The organism is Streptomyces sp. WY228 (genome assembly GCF_019287315.1).
GTDB classification, from domain to species: domain Bacteria; phylum Actinomycetota; class Actinomycetes; order Streptomycetales; family Streptomycetaceae; genus Streptomyces; species Streptomyces caviscabies.
This window is the reverse complement of record NZ_CP079114.1, coordinates 111,409-135,283: the sequence shown is the minus strand read 5'-3', so window position 1 is coordinate 135,283 and position 23,875 is coordinate 111,409. Positions and strand designations below refer to the sequence as shown.

General features: G+C 71.8%; 24 protein-coding genes and 1 pseudogene. 10 read left to right on the top strand and 15 right to left on the bottom strand.

Going from position 1 to position 23,875, the window contains the following annotated elements; all coding sequences use genetic code 11:
* Positions 1–106 precede the first annotated feature (106 nt).
* On the bottom strand, positions 107–1,228 hold the full coding sequence (locus tag KV381_RS00575; RefSeq protein WP_030082210.1) for an AI-2E family transporter: 1,122 nt from the start codon (positions 1,226–1,228) through the stop codon (positions 107–109).
* 60 nt (positions 1,229–1,288) lie between these two features.
* Positions 1,289–3,502, bottom strand: coding sequence for an AAA family ATPase (locus tag KV381_RS00570; RefSeq protein WP_103538896.1), 2,214 nt, complete (start codon positions 3,500–3,502; stop codon positions 1,289–1,291).
* Between the two features lie 318 nt (positions 3,503–3,820).
* On the opposite strand from KV381_RS00570, the gene KV381_RS00565 reads away from it, so the two are divergent.
* On the top strand, positions 3,821–4,267 hold the full coding sequence (locus KV381_RS00565; protein WP_030082212.1) for an SRPBCC family protein: 447 nt from the start codon (positions 3,821–3,823) through the stop codon (positions 4,265–4,267).
* A 6-nt stretch (positions 4,268–4,273) separates the two neighbouring features.
* Here KV381_RS00565 and KV381_RS00560 read toward each other — a convergent pair whose 3' ends face one another.
* Both KV381_RS00560 and KV381_RS00555 read right to left on the bottom strand, forming a co-directional pair.
* Positions 4,274–4,486, bottom strand: a complete 213-nt coding sequence (locus KV381_RS00560) for a hypothetical protein (protein ID WP_030082214.1) — start codon at positions 4,484–4,486, stop codon at positions 4,274–4,276.
* A 123-nt stretch (positions 4,487–4,609) separates the two neighbouring features.
* Positions 4,610–5,086 carry an Rrf2 family transcriptional regulator gene (locus KV381_RS00555; protein WP_218784231.1) on the bottom strand — a complete coding sequence of 159 codons (477 nt, stop codon included), beginning with the start codon at positions 5,084–5,086 and terminating at the stop codon, positions 4,610–4,612.
* 150 nt (positions 5,087–5,236) lie between these two features.
* Here KV381_RS00555 and KV381_RS00550 point away from each other — a divergent pair, with 150 nt between their 5' ends.
* Positions 5,237–5,977, top strand: a complete 741-nt coding sequence (locus KV381_RS00550) for an SDR family oxidoreductase (protein WP_218784230.1) — start codon at positions 5,237–5,239, stop codon at positions 5,975–5,977.
* A gap of 113 nt (positions 5,978–6,090) precedes the next feature.
* On the opposite strand, the gene KV381_RS00545 is transcribed toward KV381_RS00550, so the two are convergent.
* Positions 6,091–7,989: an RICIN domain-containing protein gene (locus KV381_RS00545; protein WP_218784229.1), complete on the bottom strand. Its 1,899-nt coding sequence runs from the start codon at positions 7,987–7,989 to the stop codon at positions 6,091–6,093.
* Between the two features lie 217 nt (positions 7,990–8,206).
* Between KV381_RS00545 and KV381_RS00540 the strand changes: the two genes are divergently transcribed.
* The gene (locus tag KV381_RS00540) at positions 8,207–8,869 is read left to right on the top strand and encodes a TetR/AcrR family transcriptional regulator (protein ID WP_256994998.1); all 663 of its coding nucleotides are present in this window, start codon (positions 8,207–8,209) and stop codon (positions 8,867–8,869) included.
* A gap of 77 nt (positions 8,870–8,946) precedes the next feature.
* Here KV381_RS00540 and KV381_RS00535 read toward each other — a convergent pair whose 3' ends face one another.
* The gene (locus tag KV381_RS00535) at positions 8,947–9,555 is read right to left on the bottom strand and encodes a TetR/AcrR family transcriptional regulator (RefSeq protein WP_193464026.1); all 609 of its coding nucleotides are present in this window, start codon (positions 9,553–9,555) and stop codon (positions 8,947–8,949) included.
* Positions 9,556–9,772: 217 nt separating this feature from the next.
* Here KV381_RS00535 and KV381_RS00530 point away from each other — a divergent pair, with 217 nt between their 5' ends.
* Together KV381_RS00530 and KV381_RS00525 are read left to right on the top strand one after the other, a co-directional pair.
* Positions 9,773–10,543 (top strand): SDR family NAD(P)-dependent oxidoreductase, encoded by a 771-nt coding sequence (locus tag KV381_RS00530; RefSeq protein ID WP_218784228.1) that lies wholly within the window; start codon positions 9,773–9,775, stop codon positions 10,541–10,543.
* A gap of 66 nt (positions 10,544–10,609) precedes the next feature.
* Positions 10,610–11,143, top strand: coding sequence for a DinB family protein (locus KV381_RS00525; RefSeq protein WP_218787155.1), 534 nt, complete (start codon positions 10,610–10,612; stop codon positions 11,141–11,143).
* 136 nt (positions 11,144–11,279) lie between these two features.
* Here KV381_RS00525 and KV381_RS00520 read toward each other — a convergent pair whose 3' ends face one another.
* Positions 11,280–12,251, bottom strand: coding sequence for a MerR family transcriptional regulator (locus KV381_RS00520; RefSeq protein ID WP_218787154.1), 972 nt, complete (start codon positions 12,249–12,251; stop codon positions 11,280–11,282).
* 93 nt (positions 12,252–12,344) lie between these two features.
* On the opposite strand from KV381_RS00520, the gene KV381_RS00515 reads away from it, so the two are divergent.
* A complete protein-coding gene (locus tag KV381_RS00515; RefSeq protein WP_218784227.1) occupies positions 12,345–13,883 on the top strand; it encodes an alpha/beta fold hydrolase in 1,539 nt (512 codons plus the stop codon).
* Positions 13,884–14,005: 122 nt separating this feature from the next.
* On the opposite strand, the gene KV381_RS00510 is transcribed toward KV381_RS00515, so the two are convergent.
* The gene (locus tag KV381_RS00510) at positions 14,006–14,416 is read right to left on the bottom strand and encodes an Ohr family peroxiredoxin (protein ID WP_030082228.1); all 411 of its coding nucleotides are present in this window, start codon (positions 14,414–14,416) and stop codon (positions 14,006–14,008) included.
* A gap of 112 nt (positions 14,417–14,528) precedes the next feature.
* Here KV381_RS00510 and KV381_RS00505 point away from each other — a divergent pair, with 112 nt between their 5' ends.
* Positions 14,529–15,017 carry a MarR family winged helix-turn-helix transcriptional regulator gene (locus KV381_RS00505; RefSeq protein ID WP_030082230.1) on the top strand — a complete coding sequence of 163 codons (489 nt, stop codon included), beginning with the start codon at positions 14,529–14,531 and terminating at the stop codon, positions 15,015–15,017.
* Here KV381_RS00505 and KV381_RS00500 read toward each other — a convergent pair.
* Both KV381_RS00500 and KV381_RS00495 read right to left on the bottom strand, forming a co-directional pair.
* Complete coding sequence (locus KV381_RS00500; RefSeq protein WP_218784226.1) at positions 15,011–15,571, bottom strand: TetR/AcrR family transcriptional regulator; 561 nt, start codon at positions 15,569–15,571, stop codon at positions 15,011–15,013. The two genes, KV381_RS00505 and KV381_RS00500, sit on opposite strands and share 7 nt — an antisense overlap.
* Before the next feature lie 26 nt (positions 15,572–15,597).
* The gene (locus KV381_RS00495; protein WP_218784225.1) at positions 15,598–17,106 is read right to left on the bottom strand and encodes an MFS transporter; all 1,509 of its coding nucleotides are present in this window, start codon (positions 17,104–17,106) and stop codon (positions 15,598–15,600) included.
* Positions 17,107–17,258: 152 nt separating this feature from the next.
* Between KV381_RS00495 and KV381_RS00490 the strand changes: the two genes are divergently transcribed.
* Together KV381_RS00490 and KV381_RS00485 are read left to right on the top strand one after the other, a co-directional pair.
* Complete coding sequence (locus tag KV381_RS00490; protein ID WP_030082236.1) at positions 17,259–17,885, top strand: hypothetical protein; 627 nt, start codon at positions 17,259–17,261, stop codon at positions 17,883–17,885.
* A 51-nt stretch (positions 17,886–17,936) separates the two neighbouring features.
* Positions 17,937–18,593 (top strand): maleylpyruvate isomerase N-terminal domain-containing protein, encoded by a 657-nt coding sequence (locus KV381_RS00485; RefSeq protein WP_030082238.1) that lies wholly within the window; start codon positions 17,937–17,939, stop codon positions 18,591–18,593.
* Positions 18,594–18,704: 111 nt separating this feature from the next.
* Here the strand turns inward: KV381_RS00485 and KV381_RS00480 are convergent, their stop codons facing one another.
* The 5 genes and pseudogenes from KV381_RS00480 to KV381_RS00460 form a co-directional block, all read right to left on the bottom strand.
* Complete coding sequence (locus KV381_RS00480) at positions 18,705–18,842, bottom strand: hypothetical protein (protein WP_193464031.1); 138 nt, start codon at positions 18,840–18,842, stop codon at positions 18,705–18,707.
* 5 nt (positions 18,843–18,847) lie between these two features.
* Positions 18,848–19,486 carry an RNA 2',3'-cyclic phosphodiesterase gene (gene thpR / locus KV381_RS00475; protein WP_030082240.1) on the bottom strand — a complete coding sequence of 213 codons (639 nt, stop codon included), beginning with the start codon at positions 19,484–19,486 and terminating at the stop codon, positions 18,848–18,850.
* A gap of 114 nt (positions 19,487–19,600) precedes the next feature.
* The gene (locus tag KV381_RS00470) at positions 19,601–20,614 is read right to left on the bottom strand and encodes a GlxA family transcriptional regulator (protein ID WP_193464032.1); all 1,014 of its coding nucleotides are present in this window, start codon (positions 20,612–20,614) and stop codon (positions 19,601–19,603) included.
* Positions 20,611–21,330 carry an HD domain-containing protein gene (locus tag KV381_RS00465; RefSeq protein WP_078611175.1) on the bottom strand — a complete coding sequence of 240 codons (720 nt, stop codon included), beginning with the start codon at positions 21,328–21,330 and terminating at the stop codon, positions 20,611–20,613. Before KV381_RS00465 ends, KV381_RS00470 begins: the two co-directional genes overlap by 4 nt.
* A 142-nt stretch (positions 21,331–21,472) precedes the next feature.
* A pseudogene (locus KV381_RS00460) lies at positions 21,473–22,409 on the bottom strand (LysR family transcriptional regulator).
* A 126-nt stretch (positions 22,410–22,535) separates the two neighbouring features.
* Between KV381_RS00460 and KV381_RS00455 the strand changes: the two are divergent.
* Positions 22,536–23,852 (top strand): MFS transporter, encoded by a 1,317-nt coding sequence (locus KV381_RS00455; protein ID WP_218784224.1) that lies wholly within the window; start codon positions 22,536–22,538, stop codon positions 23,850–23,852.
* The last annotated feature ends 23 nt before the right edge of the window (positions 23,853–23,875 follow it).

Sequence of the window (23,875 nt, the reverse complement as noted above, 5' to 3'; positions counted from 1 at the left end):
CAGTCCGCAGCGGAGATGGCCGCGCGCTGCGCCCGGCTCCTGGCCGCGATCCGCTCCCCGTCCTGACTCCTCCCGGCTGCCCTCGCCCGCCCGCCGGTCACGGAAGCTACGTCGGAACCGGTGCGTCCGCGGGCAGATCCCCGGCCTCGGCCTCCGGCTCCCGCGGCTCCTCCGAGAGCTGCTCGCGGAGATAGTTCCAGGCCACCCCGAGCAGCGCGGCCAGCGGGACGGCGAGGAGGCTTCCCACCACACCGGCCAGGCTGCCGCCCAGCGTCACCGCGAGCAGGATCGTCGCCGCGTGCAGACCCAGCCCACGGCTCTGGATCATGGGCTGGAACACATTGCCCTCCAACTGCTGGACCACGATGATGATCCCGAGCACGATCAGGGCGTCCATCGGCCCGTTCGAGACCAGCGCGATGACCACCGCCACGAATCCGGCGAACAGCGCCCCCACGATCGGCACGAACGCGGAGACGAAGGTCAGCACCGCCAGCGGCAGAACGAGCGGCACGTCCAGGATCCACAGACCGAGCCCGATGAAGACCGCGTCCAGCAGGCCGACGAACGCCTGGGACCGTACGAACGCGCCCAGGGTGTCCCAACTGCGGGAGGCCACCTCGGGGATGTCGGTGGCGAGCCTGCCGGGAAGCTGACGCGTCAGCCACGGCAGGAACCGCGTGCCGTCCTTGAGGAAGAAGAACATCAGGAAGACCGCCAGTACCGCCGTGACGAGCCCGTTGACCACGGTGCTCACCCCGGTGACGGCGGTGGTGACCACACTGCCGACACTGTCCTGGAGCTTGGAGGTCGCGGTGTCGAGGGCGCCGGTGATCTGGTCGTCGCCGATGTTCAACGGCGGTCCGGCCGCCCACTCGCGGAGCTTCTCGATGCCGTCGACCACCCGGCCGGCCAGCTCTCCGGACTGGTCCGCCACCGGCACCGCGATCAGCGCCACGATGCCCGCCCCCACCAGCAGGGAGAACACCGTCACCGCCGACGCGGCGAGCGCGGGCCGCCAGCCGTGCCCGCGCAGGAAGCGGGCGAGCGGCCAGGTCAGGGTGGTGAGGAACAGAGCGACTATCAGCGGCCAGAGGACCGACCACATCCGGCCCAGCACCCACAGCGCGACCGCCGCCGCCACCAGGACCAACAACAACTCTGCGGAGACCCGTGCCGAGGTGCGGAGAGCAGCCGCGGTCTTGGTCGAACTCAAGGGCGAAGACATGGCGTCACCCTATGGGTTCGCCCACCGTGCTCCGGCCACCCCCACTGCCCGCGACCTCCGTCATCGCAACGCCGGGGGCAGCTCCTCCCGGTGGACGACGCCCAGACGCTGCGTGGCACGGGTGAGCGCCACATACAGATCGCTCGTGCCGAACCGGGCCGGTTCCACGACCAGCACATGGTCGAACTCCAGCCCCTTGGCCTGGCGCGGATCCAGCAGCACCACCGGATGTGTGAGGTCGGGAGCCTCACCCGCCACGACACCGTCCAGCGGTGCGGCGATCTCCTCGTGCAGCGCACGCGGCGCGATCACCGCCAGGCGTCCCTCCCGGGGCGTCAGTTCCACGACGGCCTCGGCCACCGCGCCCGCCAGATCCTCCCCGGCCGCCCGCTTCCACGGCTTCTCGCCGGTCGAGCGCACCGAGACGGGGGCGGTGAACGACGGGTCCTTCTCCCGCAGGACCCCGGCGGCCAGCTCCATGATCTCCGCGGGCGTACGGTAGTTGACCTCCAGCGTGACGTGTTCGAAGCGGTCACCGACGTACGGCCGCAGAATCTCCTCCCAGGACCCGACGCCCGCCTCCTCGGAGGTCTGGGCCGGATCACCGACCAGGGTCAGCGAGCGGGTCGGCGCCCGGCGCATCAGCAGCCGCCACGCCATCGGCGAGAGCTCCTGCGCCTCGTCGACGATGATGTGCCCGAACGCCCACGTACGGTCGGCGGCGGCCCGCTCGGCGGCGGTGCGGTGGTCGGCCTCCTCGTGGCGCTCCGCCATCCGCTCGGCGTCGATGATGTCGTGGGCGGCGAGGACCTCGGACTCCTCGTCCTCGAACTCGTAACTCTCCGAACCGCGCGACAGCTCCAGCACGCCCTGCGCGTAGCCGACCCGCTCCTGACGGGCCGCCTCGGCCGCCGCCCGCTCCGCGCTGTCGTCGACGCCGAGCAGCTCGGCGGCCTCGTCGAGCAGAGGTACGTCGGCGGGCGTCCACGCCCCGGCGCCGGCCGGGCGGCGGATCGCGTCGGCGTCCTCCTCCGGTACGTACACGGGGTCGGCCAGATAGTCGGCGAGGAAGCCCTCGGGGGTCAGCGGCGGCCACAGCTCGTCGACGGCCGCGTGTACCTCCTTGCTCAGCGCGACGTCCCGGCCGAGCAGCGCCACGTCGTCGGGGCCGAGGAAGTTGGGCCCGCCGTAGGGGTCCGCGCCGATGCGCTCGACGAGCTGCGCGGTGAGCGCGTCGATGACCCGGAAGACGAAGTGGGGCCGGGCGAGATTGTGCGGCAGGCGGGTGTCCCGGGCCGCCTGCCGGGCCTCGTAGGCGATCTCCCAGTCCAGGATCAGGTCTCCGCCGTCCTCGTGCGGGATCACCATCGCGGCCCCGGGCTCCGGCAGCCGCTGCCGGTCGCGTACGGCCAGGGCGAGGGCCTCCGCCATCGGCCCGCCGCCCTTGACGGTGGCGGCGCGCGGGGTGTCCGCACCGGTGGCGCGCACCCCCGGGAACAGCTCGGCCTGCGTCGCGAGCAGCACCCCGGTCTCGCCGAGCGCGGGCAGCACCTCCGCGATGTAGCGCAGGAACGCCGGGTTGGGACCCACGATGAGGACGGCCCGCTTGGCGAGCAGTTCGCGGTGCTCGTACAGCAGGAAGGCGGCCCGGTGCAGCGCGACGGCGGTCTTTCCGGTGCCGGGGCCGCCCTCGACGACGAGGACACCGCGGTGCGGGGCCCGGATGATGCCGTCCTGCTCGGCCTGGATGGTCCGCACGATGTCGCCCATGCGCCCGGTGCGCGCGGAGTTGAGCGCCGCGAGCAGCACGGCGTCACCGTTCGGATCCTCGAATCCGGTGCGGTCCCGGTCCCCGAGATCCAGGATCTCGTCATGGAGCTCGGTGACCGTGCGGCCCTCGGTGGTGATGTGCCGACGCCGGCGCAGCCCCATCGGCGTGTGCCCCGTGGCGAGATAGAAGGGGCGTGCCACCGGCGCACGCCAGTCGATCAGAACAGGAGTGTGCTCGGTGTCGTCCTCACGGATCCCGATCCGGCCGATGTGGTGCGCGAGCCCGTCGGAGCGGTCGATGCGACCGAAGCACAGGGATCCGTCGACCGCGTCGAGCGCGGCGAGCAGCCCCGAGCGCTCCGCCACCAGGATGTCGCGCTCCAGCCGCGCCTGCTGACCCGTGCCGACCGGCGTCAGCGCGCGCTCGACACCGTCGGCCGCCACACCGCGCAGGGCGTCGACCCGCGCATGGAGCCGATCGATGAATTCCTGCTCTTCCCGCAATTCGTCGCTTTCCCGGTTTGACAAAACGGCTCCCCGCCAGATATATTCGTATCCATAAGGCCCCCGAGAGGGGCCTTTCTGCGTAAGCGCAGAAGAATTCAATATACGCGCGATAATCCCCGGACCGCAATGACGGTCCGGGGATTCTCCGTACCCGGCGATCCACCCGCCCGACGCCCACCGCGACACCGGCCGAGAGGCTGACCTCGCCCGTCTCCGGTAGCGTGGAGCCCGCGACGCGCCGAGCGCGGTCGCCCCTCCGGCGGTGGCCGTTCCCGTCGTATCTCCCGTGCGCGCCCCAGCAGACCGGAGAGAGCCATGAGCACACGTTTCGAAGCCACGGTCGACATCGACCGGCCCATCGAGGAGGTCTTCGCCTACCTCGCGGACGGCGAACACGACCCCGAGTTCAGCCCACGGGTGCAGCGCATCGAGAAATCACCGAACGGCCCGACCCGCGTCGGCACCGTCTTCCACAGCACGGTCAAGGACGCGGGGATGACGTCCCGGCGCGACTTCGAGATCAGCGAACTGGTCGCCCCGACCCGGATTCGCTGGCACGAGCAGTCGAAGAACCTCATCACCGCGGCGGAGGGCGGTTACGACCTCGAACGTACGCCGGACGGCGGGACGCACGTAAGGCTCTTCAACGTCCTGGAGGGGCACGGAGTCGGCAAGCTGCTGGTCGGCTTCGCGGGAAGCGCGGCGCGCAAGGACGCGCCGGCGTTCGGGCAGCGCATCAAGGAAGCCGTCGAAGCGCCCTGAGCGAGGTCAGTCCGGCAGAGGGACGCGGATCACCGGGGCGAAGGGGCGCTTGTTGAAGCCGCTGCGCACATTGCGGCAGCTCGGCGCCTCGCACATGAAGAACTCCTCGACGCTCCGACGGCCCGTGCGGCCCCTGAGCCAGGTCTTCTCGCCGGTGGTGAGAGGGCGGTGCTTCTCATCGGAATCACACGTGTAGCAGTACAGGGTGCGAGCCGGCACGGAGCCTCCTGAAGCGGGCGAACAGCCAGAAGGCGAAGCATATGAGGGCGCGTCGGGCGGGGACAGTGTCCGGCACGCCCGAATTCGTCGGTGTCGGTGTCAGTGTCGGCGCAGGGGTCGGGGCTAGGCCTCGGCCGGGTTCAGCCAGGTGCTGATCCTGCCCAGCGCGCCGGTCCCGTAGTCGGAGGTGACATCGGCGGCGAGGTCGGCGACGGTGACCGAGCGGAGGGCTTCCCGCCAGGCGTCCTCGGCCCGGCCCATGGCGCGGTTGATGGCGCAGGGTGCGGTGCAGGCCTCCGGGGGAGTGGCCATCGGTCCGCGCTGCCGAATCTCGGTGCAGACGAACGCGGGCCCCGGGCCGTCGACCGCCTCGACGACGTCGAGCACCGTGATGAGCGCGGGTGACCGGGTGAGGACGTAGCCGCCCGCCTTGCCCTGGACCGACTGGACGAGTCCGGCCCGTGACAGGGCCTGCAACTGCTTGGCGAGATAGCTGGGCGAGACGTCGTGCAGCTCCGCCAGCCGCGCGGCCGGCGCGGGCTCCTCCGTCGCGGTCAGCACGACGCAGCAGTGCAGTGCCCACTCGACGCCACCAGACATTTTCACTTCTTCACTCTAATCCACGCCCCCCAGATACTCGGATGTTCGATGTCCGAGTATGATTCCGGATAAGAAATGTCCGCGTTCGGTGACGGGTGGTGCGATGCCCCGGCGGCCGGACGGGACGCGTGATCGAGGAAGGGCAGGGCCATGCACATTGCCGTCATCGGCGGAACCGGACTGATCGGATCCCGGGTGGTGCGGGATCTCGACGCGGCCGGTCACCGCGCAGTGCCCCACTCCCAGTCCACCGGGGTGGACGTGATCACCGGCGAAGGCCTGGACGCCGCCCTCGCCGGTGCGGACGTGGTCGTCAACCTCACCAACTCACCGACGTTCGACGACGCTTCGCCGGCGTTCTTCCGGACCTCGATGGACAACCTCGCCGCCGCCGCCCGGAAGGCGGACGTCGGGCACTTCGTCGTCCTGTCGATCGTCGGGGTCGATCAGGTGCCCGAACTGGACTACTACCGGGCCAAGACACTCCAGGAGGACATGCTCAAGGCCGGCGGTGTGCCCTACTCCATCGTTCGCGCCACGCAGTTCATGGAGTTCATCGACGCCGTCCTCTCCTGGACCGCCGACGACGACACCGTCCGCCTCCCGCGCACCCGGCTCCAGCCGGTCGCCGCCGAGGACGTCGCCGCCACCGTCGCCGAGGTCGCGGCCGGCACACCGCTCCGGGGCACCGTCGACCTCGCCGGACCCGACGCCTACCCGCTGGACGAACTGGGCCTCATCACGCTCCGCGCGAAGGGCGACAGCCGCTCGGTGACCACCGACGACACCGCCGGGATGTTCGCCGCGGTCAGCGGCGACGTCCTCACGCCGAAGCGCGGTGCCCGTATCGCCCCCACCCGCTACGCCGACTGGTTGGCACGGCACGCCTGACCCGCCCCGGACGGCGGCCCTCCGGGCGTGGGGAGCCGCCGAGAACGGGCACCGCGGCGGCTCCCCCTCACGATGCGTCCGGGGAGCCGCCGCGGTCCTGGCCGCCCGTGGTGTCAGCCGGTCAGGGTGAACGCCTGCGCGGCGGAGCCGGAACAGGGCTGCTGCGACAGCCTGGCCCCATCGGCCGTCGAGGAGTTGTCGACGGCCAGGCACTTGCCGCTGTGGCGGGCGACGAAGCGGTACCGTCCGCTGCCGCTCAGGGCCTCCGGCCGCCACTGCTGGTTGACGCCGCCCTCGTACGACCACAGGTGCACCTTGGTGCCGTCCGCGGTCGCCCCGGAACCGCCGTCGACGTCCCAGGCCTTCGCGTTGTGCCGGTTAACCACCTGGTAGTGGCCGCCGTCGGTCGGCCGGAACTGCCAGCGCTGGTTGGCCCCGGTCCCGCAGGCCCACTGCTGGAGCGCGGTGCCGTTCGCCGTGCCCCAGTCGGCGGCGTCGAGGCAGGCACCGCTGTTGGCGTTCCGCACCTGGTACCAGGCGGCGGGATCGATGGAGCCCGCGGGCGGGTCGGTCGTGCCGCCGCTCCCGTCCCAGGTGAAGGTGGCGACGGCGCCGGCGGGCAGCGTGTACGCCAGCGACCTGCCGTTGTCCGTCAGCGAGAACCGCTGCGACCCGGAGGAGGTGTTGACGACGACGGCCGCGCGGCTGCCGTCGCCGTTCTGGAAGGCGACGTTCTGCACCCCTCCCGCGCCCTGGCTGGTGGAGCCGATCCGGACCGCGCCGGCCCGGACGAACTTGGCGACATGACCGAGGACGTAGAACTCGGCGTTGCGGGTCACCTGGCCGCCGTCGATCTCGACGATGCCGTTGCAGCGGTTGGTGCAGTGCCCCTGATGGGGGCCGCCGTTCCGGTCGAGGGCGAGGTTCCAGTTGATGACCGTCTCACCGCCGTTGCGCATGTTCTGCACGACGAGGTTCTCGGCGTGCCACGTGAGCGTGTCGCCGAACGTGGTCGCCGGGTTCTCGCTGTCGGTGCCCGAGCACTCCGTGAAGAACACCCGCTTTCCGGCGTCGGCGATCTGCTTCTGCGCGGCCGGGGCTCCGCCGTAGCAGTGGAAGGCCGCGCCGATGACGCGCTGGATGCCGCCCGTCCGCGCGAAGACGTCCAGCGGATAGTTCGGATGGTCCCAGTTGTGGTCGTAGGCCAGGATGTTGGTCGGCAGGTTCGCCGCGGTGAGCGCCTGGTCCAGCACCCGGAGGAAGTCCGCCTGCTGGGCCGAGGTCATGCTCATGGACGGGTAACTGGTCGCGAACTCCGGCTCGTTCTGCGCCGTGAGATCGGTGAGGGTGATGCCCTCCTGCCCGTACGCCCTGATCGCCTTGACGAGGTAGTCGGCGTAGGCCTGGTAGTGCTCGGTGCGGAGACTGCCGCCGTTGAGGGAGTTGTTGGTCTTCATCCAGGCAGGGGGCGACCAGGGTGAGCCCATGAAGCGGATGGCCGGATTGACGGCGGTGGCCTGCTTCAGCACCGGGAGGATCTGGCTCCGGTCCCGGTCGATGGAGAAGGCGCCCCGGGTGTCCTCGTACGTGTACGGGTCGGAGTTCGCGTCGAAGTCGGTGCTTCCCAGGGGCTGACGCAGGTAGTTGAGCCCGATGCCGTCGCCCTCCGTGGAGAACAGCGACCTCAGCACCGAGGTGCGCTGCGCCTGGGGGAGGGACTGGAGGAGATGGGCGGAGGCGCCCGTCACCGAAGCCCCCGCACCGGTGAACTTCTGGCCCTTGTCGGCGGCGTCGACGCGGATGTCGACCGACTGCGGTGTTCCGTCGAAGGGGACGTTCCCCTCCGGGGTGAGCTTCTTGGCGCCGTCCGGGGTGGTGACCCAGACCTGTGCGGCGGGGTCGGCCGCCCGGGCGGTGGTGATGGCGCCGTTGACGCCGAGCGCGGCGACGGCCACGACGAACGCGGCGCCTGCCGCGCGCGCTCTCGAACGCAGGGGGGTGGGGCTTGGCATGGTTGCGGCTCTCCTCGGGTTCGTACCTGCTGACAGGTGGCACCCCGGCCGCCGGAGGGCGCGGCGGACGCCTCGCTCCGGGCGTGCCGGTCACAAGAGGGCGGGACAACGGCATGAAAGCACACCCACTAAGTGGTTAGTAAGTAGTCGGTCCCGGTGTTCTCCGGCGCTGTCCGGAAGATCTTCACCGGCGCTCCGGCAGGCTTAAGCTGACCCGGTGAGCAACCAGTCAGTGGGCAGACCGGCACGCAGTCAGGCCAGACCCCGCACGCCGCGCAGTCCGGAAGCCCGGCAGCGACAGCAGGACATCCTGGCCATCGCCATGGACGCCTTCGCCGCCCGTGGCTACAACAACGCCTCGCTCGCCGAGATCGCGGACCGGGTCGGCCTCACCCAGGCGGGGGTGCTGCACTACTTCCGCTCGAAGGCCCTGCTCCTCACCAGCGTGCTCGAACTGCGCGACCAGAGGGACATCGAGCACCTGGGACCCGACCGCCCCCAGGGGCTGGAATTCCTGCGCCACCTGGTCAGCACCGCGCTGCTCAACGCGGAACGGGAGGGCATCGTCCGGCTGTACGCGGTGCTCTCGGCGGAGTCGGTCACCGACGACCACCCCGCCCAGGACTATTTCCGCGACCGCTACCACGGGCTGCGGGCCTTCGTCTCCGACGCCCTGCGCGAGGCCTGCGAACTGCCCGCCGACCGGGCGGAGCTGACCGACAACGCGGCCAACGCCATCATCGCGGTCATGGACGGGCTGCAGGTCCAGTGGCTGCTGTCGCCGGAATCCGTGGACATGGCGGCCTCGACCGATCTCGTGGTCACCTCGCTGCTGGCGAAGCTCGCCCCCGAACGTTTCGGCCCGCACGCCGCCGGCTGACCTCGGCAGGTCCGGAGGGGCGCGGGTGTTCCGGAGGGGGCAGGGGGAGCGGTTTTCGGGCAGGCCGACCGGGCAGCTCAGCGGGCGCCGGCCGGGGCGGCACGGAGCTGCTCGATCCCGGTGTCCAGGGCGGCCTTGAGATGGGCCGAGCTGCCGGTGGACATCATGATCGACACCCCGCCCTGGATCCCGGCCAGCAGCGCGGCGGCGTTCCGGTCGACGTCCACGGACGCCGGGACCAGCTCGCGGGCGCGCAGGGTGCGGATGCCGTCCGCGATGCGCTCCTGCCACTGGCGCATCAGCTCGGCGACGATGGCCCGCGCGCCCGGCTCCGTACGGCCCACCTGCAGGAACAGCGACCCCAGCGGGCACTGGTCGTTCTGCAGCTCGTACCGCTCCACCACCGCGTCCCGCCAGCGGTACCAGGACTCCCAGGAGTCCAGGCAGTCCAGATGCGGCTGCTGGTCCGCCAGTACGCGGCTCGCCTCGAACTCCGCTACGGCCAGCAGCAGTTCGTCCTTGCCGCCGGGGAAGTAGTGGAAGAGCTGGCTCTTGCTCGTACCGGTGCGGTCCCGGATGTCGTCCAGCGTGGTGAAGGCGACGCCCTGCTCGCGCAGCACTTCCGCGGCGCCCTCGACGATACGGGCCTGGGTGGCGCGCCCCTTCGCGGTCGAAGCCTGTGACATCGACATCCTCCTCGACTGGACCGACGGGTCCATCCTAGGCGGCCGCCGACACGGTGAGCCGCCTGCGAGGGAGCCTCCGGACTGGACTTGCCGGTCCATTTTCATCGGAGCACAGTCGGTGCCGTGGTCCGGAGTACCGGACCGTCCCGCGGAGCCGGCCGGGCGAGGCCCCCGGACGCGGGAGCGTGCACACGATCATGAGAAGAGGAGACGTGCCATGGGTGGACGACTTGAGGGAAAGACGGCGCTCGTCACGGGCTCGACCAGCAACATCGGGCAGGCCATCGCCGAGGCGTTCGCCGCCGAAGGGGCCCATGTGGTCGTCTCCGGCCGCCACCGGGAACGAGGGCTCGCGGTCGTCGGATCGATCCGCGCGGCCGGCGGACGCGCGGACTTCGTGGCGGCCGACCTCGACGGCACCGCCGCGGTCTCCGGCCGGCGCGCCGAGGAGGCCACCCGGGTACTGGGCGGCCGCATCGACATCCTGGTCAACAACGCCGGGATCTTCCCGGGCTCCACGACCGCCGACACGGACGAGGACACCTTCGACCGCGTCTACGCGGTGAACGTCAAGGCGCCCTTCTTCCTGACCGCCGCCGTCGCCCCGGCCATGGCCCGGGCGGGCGGCGGAGCCGTCATCAACCTCGGCTCCTGGGTCGCCCGCCTCGGCATCCCGGTCGGCACCCTCTACAGCTCCACCAAGGGCGCGATGGAGACCCTCACCCGAGGCTGGGCCGCCGAGTTCGGCCCGCAGGGCGTACGGGTCAACGCCGTCTCCCCGGGCGTGATCGCCGCACCCGCCGTCAGGGACAGCGGGACGCACCCCGCCCAGGTCATGATGAAGGGCACCCCGGCCGGCGGCATCGGAGCCCCCGAGGCCATCGCCCACGCCGCCGTCTGGCTGGCGAGCGACGAGGCGGCCTTGGTGCACGGCACGGTGGTGGACGTCGACGGCGGACGGGTCGGCGCCGCGGTCATCGCCGCCTGAGCCCGTCGGAAGGGCCGGGTTCGAAAAGCGATGGGCTTGCCCGTGCCGATGTGGAACGGTCGCGTCATGAGTTCTGTACGACATGACGTGCTCTGCCGACAGTTCGACCTGACCTGGGCTCTTTTCGAGTACCACCTCGAGCGTCTGCGGCCGGAGGACATTCTGTGGGAGCCGCCGGCCACGCACTGTTGGACCGTGCGTCGAACACCTGATGGAAGTTGGGTGCCGGACTGGGCGGATACGGAGCCCGATCCGGTGCCCGTTCCGACCATCGGATGGCTCGGCTGGCACATCGGCTGGTGGTGGGACGCCGCGGTCGAGCACGCCAACGGACGCGATCCGCGCCCTCGTACCGAAGTGACGTGGAGCGGTGACCCTTACCGCGTGATCGAGTGGCTGCGGGAGCTCCGGTCGGCGTGGCTGGTCGTGCTGGAAGGCTTCACCGATGCTGATCTCGACGCCCCGGCCCGTTTCCCGTGGCAGGACGATCCGGGACGCACCGTGGCCGACACGGTGGCCTGGGTGAACGCCGAGCTGATGAAGAACGTGGCCGAGATCGGCCAGCTGCGGCTCCTGCGCGCCGCTCGGTCCGGGAAGTAGTTCCCGGCTTGCCTCCCGGACGCCCCGCCGGGACGAACCTCCCGGACGAACCGCTCGGATGAAGCGATCGGACGAACCGCTCGGACGAACGTCAGCAGTCACGAGGCCGGGCGCCGGTGAGGCCGTCAGGGCTTCTTCAGGCGGTCGCTTCCTCCAGCGCCGCAAGGAGCCAGTCGTGCGCGGAACCCGGGGTCGGCTCGGGACGGCCGCCGGGAGCGCTGATCACCTCGGCCGTCAGGTCCCAGTACCGGTCGATGCGCGGATCGGTCGCCAGCCGGCCGGCCAGCACCCGGCGGAAGGCCGGCGTGTCGTGGGCGCCGTACGTGCGGGCGTACGCGTCCACGAATCCGTCCAGCGCCTCACCGGGAGCGGGCTCCGCCCCACGGCGCAGCTCACCGCCCGCCAGGTCGTACGCCTCGGCAAGCCCCGCGTAGAGCACGGCCGGCGCACGGGCCCCCGCGACGCCGTGCGCCCGGGGCTGGGAGGAGCCGCCCCTGCCGTCACAGGGGCGGGTCACGAAGGCGTGCAGCCGGGCGAAGGCCAGGACTTGGGCCGGCCGGGGATCGTCGGGAGGATGCGGCACCGCCGCCTCCAGGAACGCGGTGACGGAGCGGGCGGGCATACGGGCCGGCAGCCATGAACGCCAGAAACGGGCCAGCGAGGCGGTGTTGGGAGGGGCGGCGACCGCACCGACCAGCCTCAGCCGGGCGGGCCGTTCGGCCGCCGGGCACTCCTGGACCAGCCGGAGCGCCGCCTCTCGCCAGCGCAGCGCCGCGAGCTCGGAGCCCAGGAGACGCAGCCGCCCGGCCACCGCGTCCTCCAACGCGCCTCCCGTACCGTCCGCGCCTTCCGCTCCGGCTCCGTCCCGTTCGTCCTGCTCGTCGAGGATGCGGCGCACTTCGGGCACCGGCAGGTCGAGGCCGCGCAGCGAGCGGATCATGGCCAGCCGCTCCACGGCCTCCGGGGCGTACCTGCGGTGACCGCCGGTGCTGCGGGACGCCTCCGGCAGCAGCCCGCGGTCCGAGTAGAAGCGGACGGTCTTGACGCTGACGCCCGCGTGCTCGGCCAGCTCGCCGATGGTGCACAAGCCGTCGTACGACGAGAACACTTGAACCTCCACCAGGGGGAGTTCCTACGGTACCGGCGAGCGCTGCCGGGGGTTCGGGCCGGTGCGCGGGAGACATCGTGACGAGGAGGGGCCATGACCGTATTCATTCTGGTGGCCGGGGCGTTCACCGGGCCGCACGTGTGGGAGGACACCGCCGCGCGGCTGACCGCGGACGGCGCCGCGGTGCGCATCGCCGCGCTCACCAGACTCGGCGGACGCACCGGCGGCTCCGGCCGGCCCGTCGACCTGGAGACGCATATCGACGACGTGCTCGCGGTGATCGACGCGGTGGTGGCGGAGGCGGAGCCGGGCGGGGAGGTCGTGCTCGTCGGCCACGACTACGGCATCCACCCGGTGCTCGGCGCGGCGGACCGGCGGGCCGGGGCGATCGCCCGGATCGTCCACCTCGACGCCGGGATGCCGCAGGACGGTGTTCCCGCCCTGGCCGCGGTGCCCGATCAGCGCCTGCGCGAGGAGGTGGCGGAGCGGGCCGCCGGAAGCGGGGAGGGGGCGGGCGGCGGTGAGCTGCCACCCCCGGACCGGGACGCGTGGTCCCGCTGGGGGAGCACCGCGGGCCTCTCCGACGCGGCGCTCGACGGGCTCACCGCCCTCGCGGCGCCGCAGCCCCTGGGCACGCTGCTCCAGCCGCTGCGACTCACCGGCGCCGTGGCCGCGGTGCCCGTGACCGGGGTGCTGTGCACCGGCAACGGACCGGGCATCGGGATGCTCCAGATCATGGTGGACGTCGGCGATCGGGCCCTCCGCGCACTGGCCGACGCCCGGGTGGCCTTCTTCGAACTGCCCACGGGGCACTGGCCGATGCTGTCCTGCCCCGCCGAACTGGCCGCGACCCTGATCGAGGCCGCCGCCGGCGCGGGCCACCGGCTGACCTCAGCCACCGATGGAGCCGAGCCGCCCGCCCATCTGCGGCCGTTCCTCCTCGACGTACCGGAGCGGCCCCGCGAGCGGACCGGGAACACCGACCTGTATCCGCCGGACGGTCCGGGGCCGCACCCGGCGGTGGTGTTCGTGCACGGCGGCCCGGTACCCGCCGAGGCGCGGCCGACGCCCCGGGACTGGCCGACCTTGACGGGATACGCGCGGTACGTCGCCGGGCGGGGAGCCGTGGGCGTGACGCTCGACCACCGCCTGCGCTCCGTGGCCGACTACGGGACGGCCGCCGGGGACGTGGCCGACGCGGTGGAGCGGGTGCGCGCCGATCCGCGCGTGGACGCGGACCGGGTCGCGCTTTGGTTCTTCTCGGGCGGGGGCCCGCTCGCGGCGGACTGGCTGGCGAAGCCCCCGGTGTGGCTGCGCTGCGTGGCGGCGAACTACCCGATCCTCGCGCCGCTGCCGAGCTGGGGACTGACCGACACCCGCTTCAACCCGGTCCGGGCGGTTTCCGGCGCCGGTCACCTGCCCTTCGTGCTGGTCCGGGCGGGACGCGAGATGGCCGAGATCGCCGCGACGGTCGAGGAGTTCCTGACCGAGGCCGCCCGCTGCGAGGCGAACGTCGAGATCATCGACGTACCGGAAGGACGCCACGGCTTCGAGACGCTCGACCCGACCGACGAGGCGCGCGAGGCCGTCCACCGCGCGGTGGACACGGTGCTGGCCCGCCTGAAGGGCTGACGGCCGCGACGACGTCGCACCGCGACGAGCGGGGGCCGGCCGATGGCGTTCTCGGCCGGCCCCCGCCGCGGCGACGGTGGGATGCGGGTGGGCGCGGGACGGGAAGGGGCGGAAGCGGGGGACTACTCGATGACGAGCTCGACGTCGATGTTGCCCCGCGTGGCCTTGGAGTACGGGCAGTAGGCGTGCGTGGCCTCGACCAGCTTCTGCCCGGCCTCGCCCGCGAGGGAGTCCGGCAGCTCCACCCGCATGACCACCGCGAGCCCGAAGCCGTCGCCCTCCTTGCCGATGGAGACCTCGGCGGTCACGGAGGCGTCCTTCGTGTCCACCTTCATCTCGCGACCGACCGCGGCCATCGCGCTGGCGAAACAGGCCGCGTAGCCGGCGGCGAAGAGCTGCTCGGGGTTGGTGCCCTTGCCGTTGCCGCCGAGGGCCGGGGGCATGGCGAGGGGCAGGTCGATCTGACCGTCCGAGCTGACGGCACGGCCCTCGCGCCCGTTGGCGGTGGCGGCGGCGGTGTACAACGCGTCCATGGGTGACCCTCCTCTGGAGCCCCGACCAGGTTGGTCGCGGCCACTGATATAAAGATTGCACACAACTAAGTTGTGCACAACTCAATGGCATGGTCGGCGGTACGCTGGTTCCATGACCACTGCCCCGAGCGCCTCGCCCGAACTGCCCGCCGTCCCCGACGCGGAACTGCTGCGGCTGGACCATCAGGTCTGCTTCTCGCTGCACGCCGCGTCGCGAGCGTTCGGCGGCTTCTACCGGCAGGCGCTGAAGGACCTCGGTCTCACCTACTCGCAGTACCTGGTCATGCTGGTCCTGTGGGAGCACGGCCCGCAGTCGGTCAAGGCCATCGGGGAGCGTCTCCAACTGGACTCCGGGACCCTCTCGCCGCTGCTGAAGCGACTGGAGACGGCTGGGCTGGTCCGGCGCGAGCGCAGCCGTGAGGACGAGCGCTCCGTCGTGATCGACCTGACCGACGAGGGCACGCGACTGCGTGAGCGCGCACTGTCCGTCCCTCGTGGCGTGCTGGCCGCGACCGGCCTGTCCCTGGACGAGGTCCTCGGGCTCCAGGACGTGCTGGGCCGTCTCACCACCGCCCTGGGAAAGGCTGCCGACGCCTACTGATCCAGGGCGTCGGCGATGCGCTCGGCGACGGCCTGCCGCATCGCGGGGTCCAGCCGGTCCGAGGTGAGGGATTCGTACAGCCACAGGCCGTCGGCTGCCAGGCGGAGGATGAACCGGTCGAGCGCGGCAGGATCGGCCGATGTCGATGCCGGTGCCGATGCCGGGGGCGGGGGCGGGGGCGGCGCCCACCGTTCCGTCACGGCTTTCCAAACGGCCGCGTGTGCCGTGTTCGTCGACCCTTCGAGCATGAGCAGCAGCTCGGCCCGGGTGGCGCTCTGGATGGCGACCCGCGTGTACGCGGCCAGCCGTTCGTCGCGGGTGGCCTCGGCGGCGGGCTTCCCCGCCGCGGCGACCAGATCGGCTTCCCAGCGGTCGGCCAGATGCTGGTGGATCGCCTGGATGAGGTCGTCACGCGAGGCGAAATGGTAGAGGAGCCCGCCCTTCGTCAGTCCGGCCTCCGCGGCGACGGAGTCGAAGGTGACGCTCTTGACGCCTTCACGCTGCACGACCCGGGTGGCGGCGTCGAGGATCTGGGTTCGTTTGCTGGTTCGCATGGTCGCTCCCTGCTGCTGTCGGGGGGTCAGTGCTGCGCGGGGCCGGTCAGGGCCGAGCCGGGGCCGTGGCGGCGCAGCAGAAGCCCGGTCGCCAGCGTGCCGATGGCGAGGGCGGCGGCGACCACGATCATCACGGCGAGATACGCTCCGTCGAACGCTTCCGAGGCTGCTGTGACCAGCGGGATGTTCGTCCGTGCCCCCTCGTCCGCCAGGGCGAGCGCGCTGTCGAGGCTGTCGCGCGCCCGGTCGGGGACTCCGGCGGGGAGGTCGATGGTCGCGGAGTACACGGCCGTCAGCAGGCTGCCGAGGAGCGCGACCGCGACCAGGCCGCCGAACTCGTAGGAGACCTCCTCGACGGACGAGGCCATGCCCGCTCGGGAGGCGGGAACGTTGCCCATGATCGCACTGGAGGCGACGGACATGGCCGCCCCGAGACCGCCGCCGGTGATGATCAGCCCGGTGACGAGGAGGGGCGTGCTGGTGGCGAAGTTCATCAGGGCCACCACGGTGCCGACGGCCCCGAGGGCGAGGCCTCCGGTGATGAGGGGCAGCAGGCCGACGCGGTGGAGAATCGCGCCCCCGAGCATCGCCGTGGGGAACGCGCCGGCGGCGACGGCCGCGACGAGGAACCCGGCCCGCAACGGAGTGAAGCCCTCCACGAGCTGGAAGCGCTGCGTGGTGACGAGCTGGATACCGGCCAGGGCGAACAGCGCGAATCCGGCGGCCAGTACACCCGCGAGGAAGGCACGGTTGCGGAAGATGGCGAAGTCCAGCAGGGGGTAGGGCAGGCGGCGCTGGCGCCGGGCGAACGCCCGTCCGCCGACCGCGGTCGCGAGGAGGGCGGCTGCGATGACCGCCGGAGCGGGGTCGGCTTTCGCCGTCTCCTTGATCGCCATCACCAGGCCGACCAGGGTGACGAGTGCCAGGAGCGAGGAGGTGAGGTCCCACTGCTTGGAGGGGTCCGGGTCGTTCGGGGGAGCGAGGGCCAGTGTGGCGACGACCGCCGCGACGACGACGGGGACGTTGATGATGAAGACCGACCCCCACCAGAAGTGCTGCAGCAGGATCCCGCTGACGATCGGGCCCAGCGCGCTGCCCACGACCGCCATGGTTCCCCAGATCGCGATGGCCACGTTGCGCTCGCGCTCGTCGTCGAAGGTGACGCGGATCAGGGCCAGCGTGGCGGGCATCATCGCGGCGGCCCCGACGGCGAGGAAGGCCCGGGCGGCGATCAGCGCCTCCGGGCCGGCGGAGAACGCCGCGACGAGCGAGGCCGCGCCGAAGACCACGAGGCCGACCAGGAACATCCGACGGTGCCCCACCCGGTCGCCGAGCGTGCCGCTGCCCAGCAGCAGGCCGGCCATCACGACCGGGTAGGCGTTGATGATCCAGAGTCCCTGGGAGCTGCTCGCGCCGAGATCCTCGACCAGAGTCGGCAACGCCGAGTACAGGATGGAGTTGTCCAACGTGATCAACAGGAGCCCTGCGCTCACCACGGCCAGGAGCAGCCAGCGTCGCCTCGTACTGATGATCATCCCTGTGAACCTCACTGCGCGAACCGCCTCGAGCGCCGTAACTGTACCTTATGAAAGGTATAGTTACGGCTGGACGCGACAGCGTGCCCTGTCCTCATATCGCGTCGACATAAATAATTGCTCACATGTGGTGCGACAGTTAAAGTTGTCGCATGGATGATGTGAGAGCGATCCCCACCCCCGACCAGAGCGATGACACCTTCTGGGCCACGGTCCTGACCCCGGTGGACCCCGCCTGGAGCGAGCCCGGCGACGACGACACGTTCGCCATGGATGAGCAGGTGCTCGACGCGGCCCGGGCGCTGGCCGAACGGATCTCGACGCGCGCACTCGCGTACCGCGCCGCCGGTAAGCCTTTCGACGCCGCGCTCATGGCCGCGCCCGATGTGCAGCTGGCGATGTTGCGCTCGCTCTACGAAGCCAAGCGGTCCGTCGACCGGCTGGCCGAGAGCGCGGCCACCGTCGCCGGACGTGGCGGCTCCAGTTACGCGCAGCTCGGCGCGGCCTGGGGCGGCATCAAGCGCCAGTCGGCCCGCCTCAAGTGGCCCCACGCGGTGCCCAAGAAGTCCGCCAGCGAGTCCATCCCGCTCCACTACGCGGGCGGCGACGCCGTCATCCACCACGACCCGGGCGCCGACGCCTGGTGGTACACCGCCACGGGCGCCGACCTGCAGGAGGACGAGTCGGAGGCCGTCCACGGCACGCCCGCCGAGGCCATCGCACGGGCGACCGAGTTCCTGCTGACCCACGCCGGGCCCGTGCGGAACGAGACGGGGTGACGGGGAAGTTCGGCTTGTCCGTCGTTGCGGCATCGCACTACCGTTGCCGGTGTGGATCTCTTCGCACACGCGTGGACAGCACTGCGTGAGGCCGTCGCCGCCCTTTCCGACGAGGACTTCGACCGGCCGTCCGGCTGCACCGGCTGGCTCGTGCGGGACCTCGTGTGTCACTTGGTCATCGACGCGCAGGACGTCCTGATCACCCTGGTGACACCCGCCGAAACGGAACCGACCCGTGACGCGGTGACCTACTGGACCGTCTCCGGTACGCCACCCACGGGCGACGACCCGCTCGACGCCCTGACCGTGCGGCTGGCCGCCGCCTACCAGGACCCGGGTCTGCTCACGTTCCACCTCGACGACGTCGGCTCCGCCGCGGGCCGCGCCGCCCGGCTCGCCGATCCTGATCTCCGGGTCAGCACCTGCGGCGAGGTCCTCACCGCGGGCGACTACCTCTCCGCGTACGTACTGGAGTGGACGCTGCACCACCTCGACCTGGTCATGCACCTCCCGGACGCGGCGGGGCCGCCCCCGGAAGGGCTCGCTCGGTCACGTGACCTGGTCGAAAGGATCAGCGGGGCCGCGTTCCCCGCCTCGTTCTCGGACGAGGACGTGTTGCTGGTCGCCACCGGGCGGCGGGCCCCGACCGACGCCGAGAGGTCCGAGCTGGGCGAACTGGCGGCGGCCCTTCCACTCGTTCTCGGCTAGCCGCCCCGCCGGAGCCCGGTACCGGTGCCTGTCCTCGGCCTCCGGCCGGAGCGGGGGAGTAGGTCATGGAACAGCGGCGGCAGGCCCGGGCCGGCCGCCTCGAGCACACCTTCAGACGGCCGTGTTCCGGGCAGGGCAACCCCCGTAGACGTACGGGTCGATTTCCTTGCCCCAGGGTTCCACCATCAGCTCCAGCGGCACCTCGCCGTCGTTTCCGACCACCAGCCGCGCCGTTCGCCCCGCGAACATCTCCCTCACCTCTCCTTTTCGGGCCCCGCCCCGCCCCGGAAGTCCCAGGCCTCGATGTCGCGGTAGTGGATCGGCCCAGGGCCACGGCCGATGTTGCTGCCGACCAGGTGGAGGCGCCCCGCCTCCCAGCTCCGGCCCGCGAACCCGGCCAGCCCGGCGGCCGCCTCCACCGTGGCCGCCTGGTCGCCCCGGCGGGACCGGGCCAGGGTCAGATGCGGCCGGAGCGGCCGATCCGGGAAGGCGACACCACATTCCCGGACGAGGGCGCGTACGTCGATGGCGAGCCGGTGCAGCCCTTCGAGGTCCCCCGTGACCCCGGTCCACAACACCCGCTCGTCGAAGTGCCCGCCGCCGTGCAGCGCCAGCCGTAGCGGCGCTTGTCGCGTCGCCAGCGCGGCGAGCGGCGACATCAGGGGCGGGACGGCGGTGACCGGCAGCTCGCCGAGGAACGCCAGGGTGATGTGCCAGTCCTCGATGCGGTTCCACCGCAGGTGGGGGTAGGCGTCGTAGGCCGGTCGCAGCGCCCGCGCGAGCTCCTTTTTCGCTCCGTCGGGCGGGGCGAGCGCCAGGAACACGCGGGTCGTCGTGGCCCGGACGCAGTCGTCCGCGGAGGTGCCGGTCACGGCTTCGAGCGGTTCGTTCACCCGCCGTACCGTACGTGCCTGCCACGCCCACCTCGTAACGCGGGGCCGACAACGTACGCGGACGGACCGATGTCCTGTCCCTCAGGGCGCTGATCCGCATCCTCATCCGAGAATTCAGTGACCGGCCCGTACCGTTGCCCCCGCCGTGCCCGCCACCGTCGTTGTCGTCCGGAACCGGGCCCGGTACTGCGTGGGGGAGAGGCCCAGCGTCTGCTGGAACGCCCGGCGCATCGTCTCGGCGGATCCGAAGCCCGCCCCGTCGGCCACCACCTCGACGGGATCGGTGCCCGAAGCCAGCAGTGCCTGGGCGGCCTCCAGCCGTACGGACTCAATGTACTGGGCGGGCGTGAGCCCGGTCTCGCTGCGGAACAGGCGGCTCAGATGCCGGGCGGACACCTTGCCGCGCCGGGCCAGCGTGGCCGGTGAGTGCCGGCCGGCCGGGTCGGCACTCACCGCGTCCATGGCCGCCCGTACGACGGGATGCGTCGCCTCACGGGGCCGCAGCCGGGCGCTGAACTGGGACTGGCCGCCCGGTCTGGCCATGAACACCACCAGCTCCCGCGCGGTGTCACGGGCCGGATCGGCCCCGTGGTCCTCCTCCACCAGGGACAGCGCCAGGTCCATGCCCGCGGTGATGCCCGCCGAAGTGATCACGGGCCCGTCGCGCACGAAGAGGGGGTCAGCCTCGACCGTCACCGCGGGATAGGCGGCGGCCAGTTCACCGGCCAGCCGCCAGTGCGTCGCCGCTCTGCGGCCGTCCAGGAGACCCGCCTCGGCCAGGACGAACGCGCCCGCGCACACGGACGCCACCCGGCGGGACCGCTCGGCGAGATCCCGTACCCCGGCCGTCAGCGCGGCGTCGGCCACCGCCTGCCGCCAGTCCCGGCGGCCCGGCACGAGCAGCGTTCCGAGCCGCCCCGGAAGACTGTCCAGGGTGCCGTCGACGCCCAGCCTCACCCCTCCGGAGGTCCGGACGTCCTTGCCGGTCACCGAGACGATCCGGACGTCGTAGCGGCCTCCGTGGCCGTTGGCCGTGGTGAACACCTCCGCCGGGCCGGTGACGTCGAGGAGCTGAACGTCGTCGAACGCCACGACGGCCACCAGGTGGGGGCGGGCGGCGCCGGTCATTCGGGCCAGGGGGAGTCGAGGATGGTGCGGACGAAGTCGCCGCGTTCGAAACCGGGGACGTAGTGCTCCAGGACATCGGCCTTGACGTTGCCGAACGTCGTCTCCGGCTTCGGGCGGATGCCGTCCGTGAACGCCCCGAGGATCCGCCGTTTGAACTCCGGCCGGGGGTGGAGCGCGACGATCTCCGCCCGGTCGGCCGGTGCGAGGTCCGCGTACCCGATACCGAGTACGTCGTACTCCACCCCGGCGGTCACCAGAGCCACCTCGGGCTCCATGAAGGCCGGGATGCCCGGAGTGGTGTGCAGGGCGATGGCGGTCCAGACCCGCCGCACGCTGTCCTCCGGAACCCCGTGGGCCTGGAGGAAGCGGCGCGCCTCGTCCGCGCTGTCCACCTCGAATCGGCGGCCGCTGGAGCGGAAGGACTCGGCCAGACCGAGATCATGGAACAGGGCGCCCACATAGAGCAGTTCGGGATCGAAGCTCAGATCGCGGTGCTGCCCCTGAAGGGACCCGAACCAGTAGACGCGGCACGAGTGGTGGTAGATCAGCTCACTGGTGGTGTCCCGCACCAGCTCGGTCGCCTCCCGGGCGAGCGCGGTGTCCGGAACGCGCACGCGGGACGTGAGCGATGCATCGGACGACGCGCGCGTCGAGGCGCCGGTCGGCGTGTGGTCGGAGGTGCCGTTCGACGGGCCGGCCGGCAAATCGGTGGCCATGAGGTCTCCGCCCCTTCCTGTCTTCATCCGGAACATTCGGAACATCCGGAATGCCCCGCACGGCCGAGGATCCGGCCGCTCACTCCAGCATCGGCTTCCGGCCCGGAGCACGCCATGTCCCGAGGGCCGTACATCCCACAGATCAGGACATGGCCCGGGCCCAGACCGGAGTCCAGGCGTCGGCGGGCGGCTCCGGCCGTACCCGCACGAGGTATCCGCGCAGCGCCGCCAGTACCGGGTGCGGGTTGTCCGTCCGGTACAGGAACGTGTGCGGATAGACCGGCGTCGGCCCCGCGACCGGGATCCGCCGCAGGTCATGGGCGGTCGGCCAGACATATCTGTCCCGGGACCCGACGAGGGTGGACAGCGCGGCGGAGTCGGCGATCGAGTCCATCAGCGCCTCGGTTCCGAAGTCGGGCCCGACCGCGTCGATGCGCAGACCGAAGTCCTCCGCGAGCTCGTCGTAGTAGGCGGCCCACTCGCTGCCCCGCTTGATGCCCGGGATCCAGATCCGGTGCCCGGCCAGGTCCGCCGGGGCCAACGATCGCGCGGAGGCCAGCGGGTGGCGCGGCCCGACGAGAAGCTGCAACGGATCGTCCAGGACGCGCTCGGCGCCGATCCCTTCGGGCAGCGCACCCGCGGGCACGGCACGGAAGGTCGCGTCGACCTCGCCGGCCCGCACGGCCTCGGCCGCCCCGGCCACATGCGCGTCGGCAAGGGTGACCACGTCCAGGTCCGTGCCCGGGTGCGCCTGGTAGAAGCCGCGTACGGCCAGTGCCGGGGCGATACGCCGATGGAGCACGTCCACACGCAGCATCCGGTCCCCGGGCCGCACCGAGGCGGCGGCCCGCTCCACGGCCCGCAGGACCTCACGGGCGTGCGGGAGGAAGGCCTGCCCGTCCAGAGTGGGGCGGGCCCCCCCGGGCGGTGCGGACGAACAACGTCACCCCGAGCGCGCGCTCCAGGCCCGCCACGCGCTTGGAGACGGCCTGCTGGCTGATGCGCAGGTCCACGGCGGCTTCCTGGAACTGTCCGGTGTCCACAACGGTGACGAAGGTGCGTACGGCTTCGATGTCCACGACCCGAACCCTATGCCTCCACAACCACCGGTTGTGGCTCACCGACGACGCGGTTGTTGGATCACGGGCATGCTCGGCTGGTCGAATCCTCGCCGTCAACGATGGGTTGTGACGGAAGGTTGATTCATGGCGGGGCAAGAGCCGGCAAGGCAACAGACGGCAAGGCAACAGTCGGCCGGGCAAGAGCGGGCACGGCCGGAGCTGGGGCGCTCGTTCGGATGGCTGTGGGCCGCGTTCACCGCCTCCACGGCCGGCACCTGGCTGGGATTCGGCGCGTTCCCGCTGATCGCGATCCAGGTGCTGCACGTCGGTCCGGCCGAGGTCTCGGCGCTGGCGGCCGCCGGCCTCGCGGTCGGAGCGCTCCTCGCGCTTCCGCTCGGCCCCTGGGTCGAGGCCCGGCGCAAGAAGCCGGTCATGGTCGTCACCGACCTCGTACGGTTCGGCGCCCTGCTGACGATTCCGCTCGCCCACTTCACCGGCACGCTGACCTACACCCAGCTGTTGATCGTCACCGTGATCGGTGCGGCGGCGAACATCGCGTTCACCTCCGCCGCCGGCGCGTATCTCCAGCAGCTCGTGCGCCCGGATCATCTGCTGGTGGCCAACGGCCGTTTCGAGACGACCACCTGGACCGCGACAGCGGTCGGCCCGACCCTGGGCGGCGCGGCGATCAGCCTGCTGGGGCCCGCCGTCACCGTGATCGCCAACGCCGCCGGGTTCCTGCTGTCCGCGCTCGGGATCGGCGCGATCCGGCAGCGGGAGGCCGAACCCGAGCACGTCCGGACCGAGAAGTTCCGGGCCGCGGACCTGGCCCAGGGCTGGAAGTTCATCCACGCGGACCCGCTGCTGCGCCCGCTGTTCCGGAACACCGTGGCCGTCAACGCCCTGATCATGGCCACCGAACCGCTGATGGCGGTCCTGCTGCTGGACGACCTGGGCTGGGCCGCCTGGACCTACGGGCTCGCGTTCGGCCTGCCCTGCGTCGGCGGGTTCGTCGGCGCCCGGGCCGCCCCGCGTCTGGAAGCCCGCTACGGACGACGCCGCGTGATGAGGACCTCCGGAGTCCTGCGGGCCCTGTGGCCCGTCGGGCTGTTCTTCGTCATGTCCGGGACCGGCGGAGTGTTCTTGGTCATCGCCGTCGAACTGGCCCTGATCACCTGCATGGGCGTGTTCAACCCGCTGTTCGCGACGGAACGCCTCCAGCGGGTGCCGGCCGACCGGGTGGGCCGGGTCCTGACGGCCTGGCAGGTGACCGGTGTCGGGGCGATCGCGCTGCTGACCGCTCTGTGGGGCGTCCTGGCGGCCCTCACCGACGCGCGCACCGCGATCGGCGTCGCCGGCGTACTGCTGCTCGCGACACCGTGGCTGCTGTTGCGCGGGGACGAGGGCCAGGGCCGGCCCCGTACCGGTGGCCCGGAGGAGCCGGCCCTGACCACGGCCTGAGCGGGCGCGCCGGACTCCGGCCA

Coding starts and splice junctions, on each gene's coding strand:
- KV381_RS00550 (WP_218784230.1), top strand. CDS start 5,237: ATGCACATTGCCGTCATCGGCGGAACCGGACTGATCGGATCCCGGGTG.
- KV381_RS00455 (WP_218784224.1), top strand. CDS start 22,536: ATGGCGGGGCAAGAGCCGGCAAGGCAACAGACGGCAAGGCAACAGTCG.
- KV381_RS00555 (WP_218784231.1), bottom strand. CDS start 5,086: ATGTCTGGTGGCGTCGAGTGGGCACTGCACTGCTGCGTCGTGCTGACC.
- KV381_RS00535 (WP_193464026.1), bottom strand. CDS start 9,555: ATGTCACAGGCTTCGACCGCGAAGGGGCGCGCCACCCAGGCCCGTATC.
- KV381_RS00545 (WP_218784229.1), bottom strand. CDS start 7,989: ATGCCAAGCCCCACCCCCCTGCGTTCGAGAGCGCGCGCGGCAGGCGCC.
- KV381_RS00480 (WP_193464031.1), bottom strand. CDS start 18,842: ATGTTCGCGGGGCGAACGGCGCGGCTGGTGGTCGGAAACGACGGCGAG.
- KV381_RS00465 (WP_078611175.1), bottom strand. CDS start 21,330: ATGGCCACCGATTTGCCGGCCGGCCCGTCGAACGGCACCTCCGACCAC.
- KV381_RS00530 (WP_218784228.1), top strand. CDS start 9,773: ATGGGTGGACGACTTGAGGGAAAGACGGCGCTCGTCACGGGCTCGACC.
- KV381_RS00575 (WP_030082210.1), bottom strand. CDS start 1,228: ATGTCTTCGCCCTTGAGTTCGACCAAGACCGCGGCTGCTCTCCGCACC.
- KV381_RS00495 (WP_218784225.1), bottom strand. CDS start 17,106: ATGATCATCAGTACGAGGCGACGCTGGCTGCTCCTGGCCGTGGTGAGC.
- KV381_RS00510 (WP_030082228.1), bottom strand. CDS start 14,416: ATGGACGCGTTGTACACCGCCGCCGCCACCGCCAACGGGCGCGAGGGC.
- KV381_RS00490 (WP_030082236.1), top strand. CDS start 17,259: ATGGATGATGTGAGAGCGATCCCCACCCCCGACCAGAGCGATGACACC.
- KV381_RS00505 (WP_030082230.1), top strand. CDS start 14,529: ATGACCACTGCCCCGAGCGCCTCGCCCGAACTGCCCGCCGTCCCCGAC.
- KV381_RS00525 (WP_218787155.1), top strand. CDS start 10,610: ATGAGTTCTGTACGACATGACGTGCTCTGCCGACAGTTCGACCTGACC.
- KV381_RS00565 (WP_030082212.1), top strand. CDS start 3,821: ATGAGCACACGTTTCGAAGCCACGGTCGACATCGACCGGCCCATCGAG.
- KV381_RS00470 (WP_193464032.1), bottom strand. CDS start 20,614: ATGACCGGCGCCGCCCGCCCCCACCTGGTGGCCGTCGTGGCGTTCGAC.
- KV381_RS00500 (WP_218784226.1), bottom strand. CDS start 15,571: ATGCGAACCAGCAAACGAACCCAGATCCTCGACGCCGCCACCCGGGTC.
- KV381_RS00515 (WP_218784227.1), top strand. CDS start 12,345: ATGACCGTATTCATTCTGGTGGCCGGGGCGTTCACCGGGCCGCACGTG.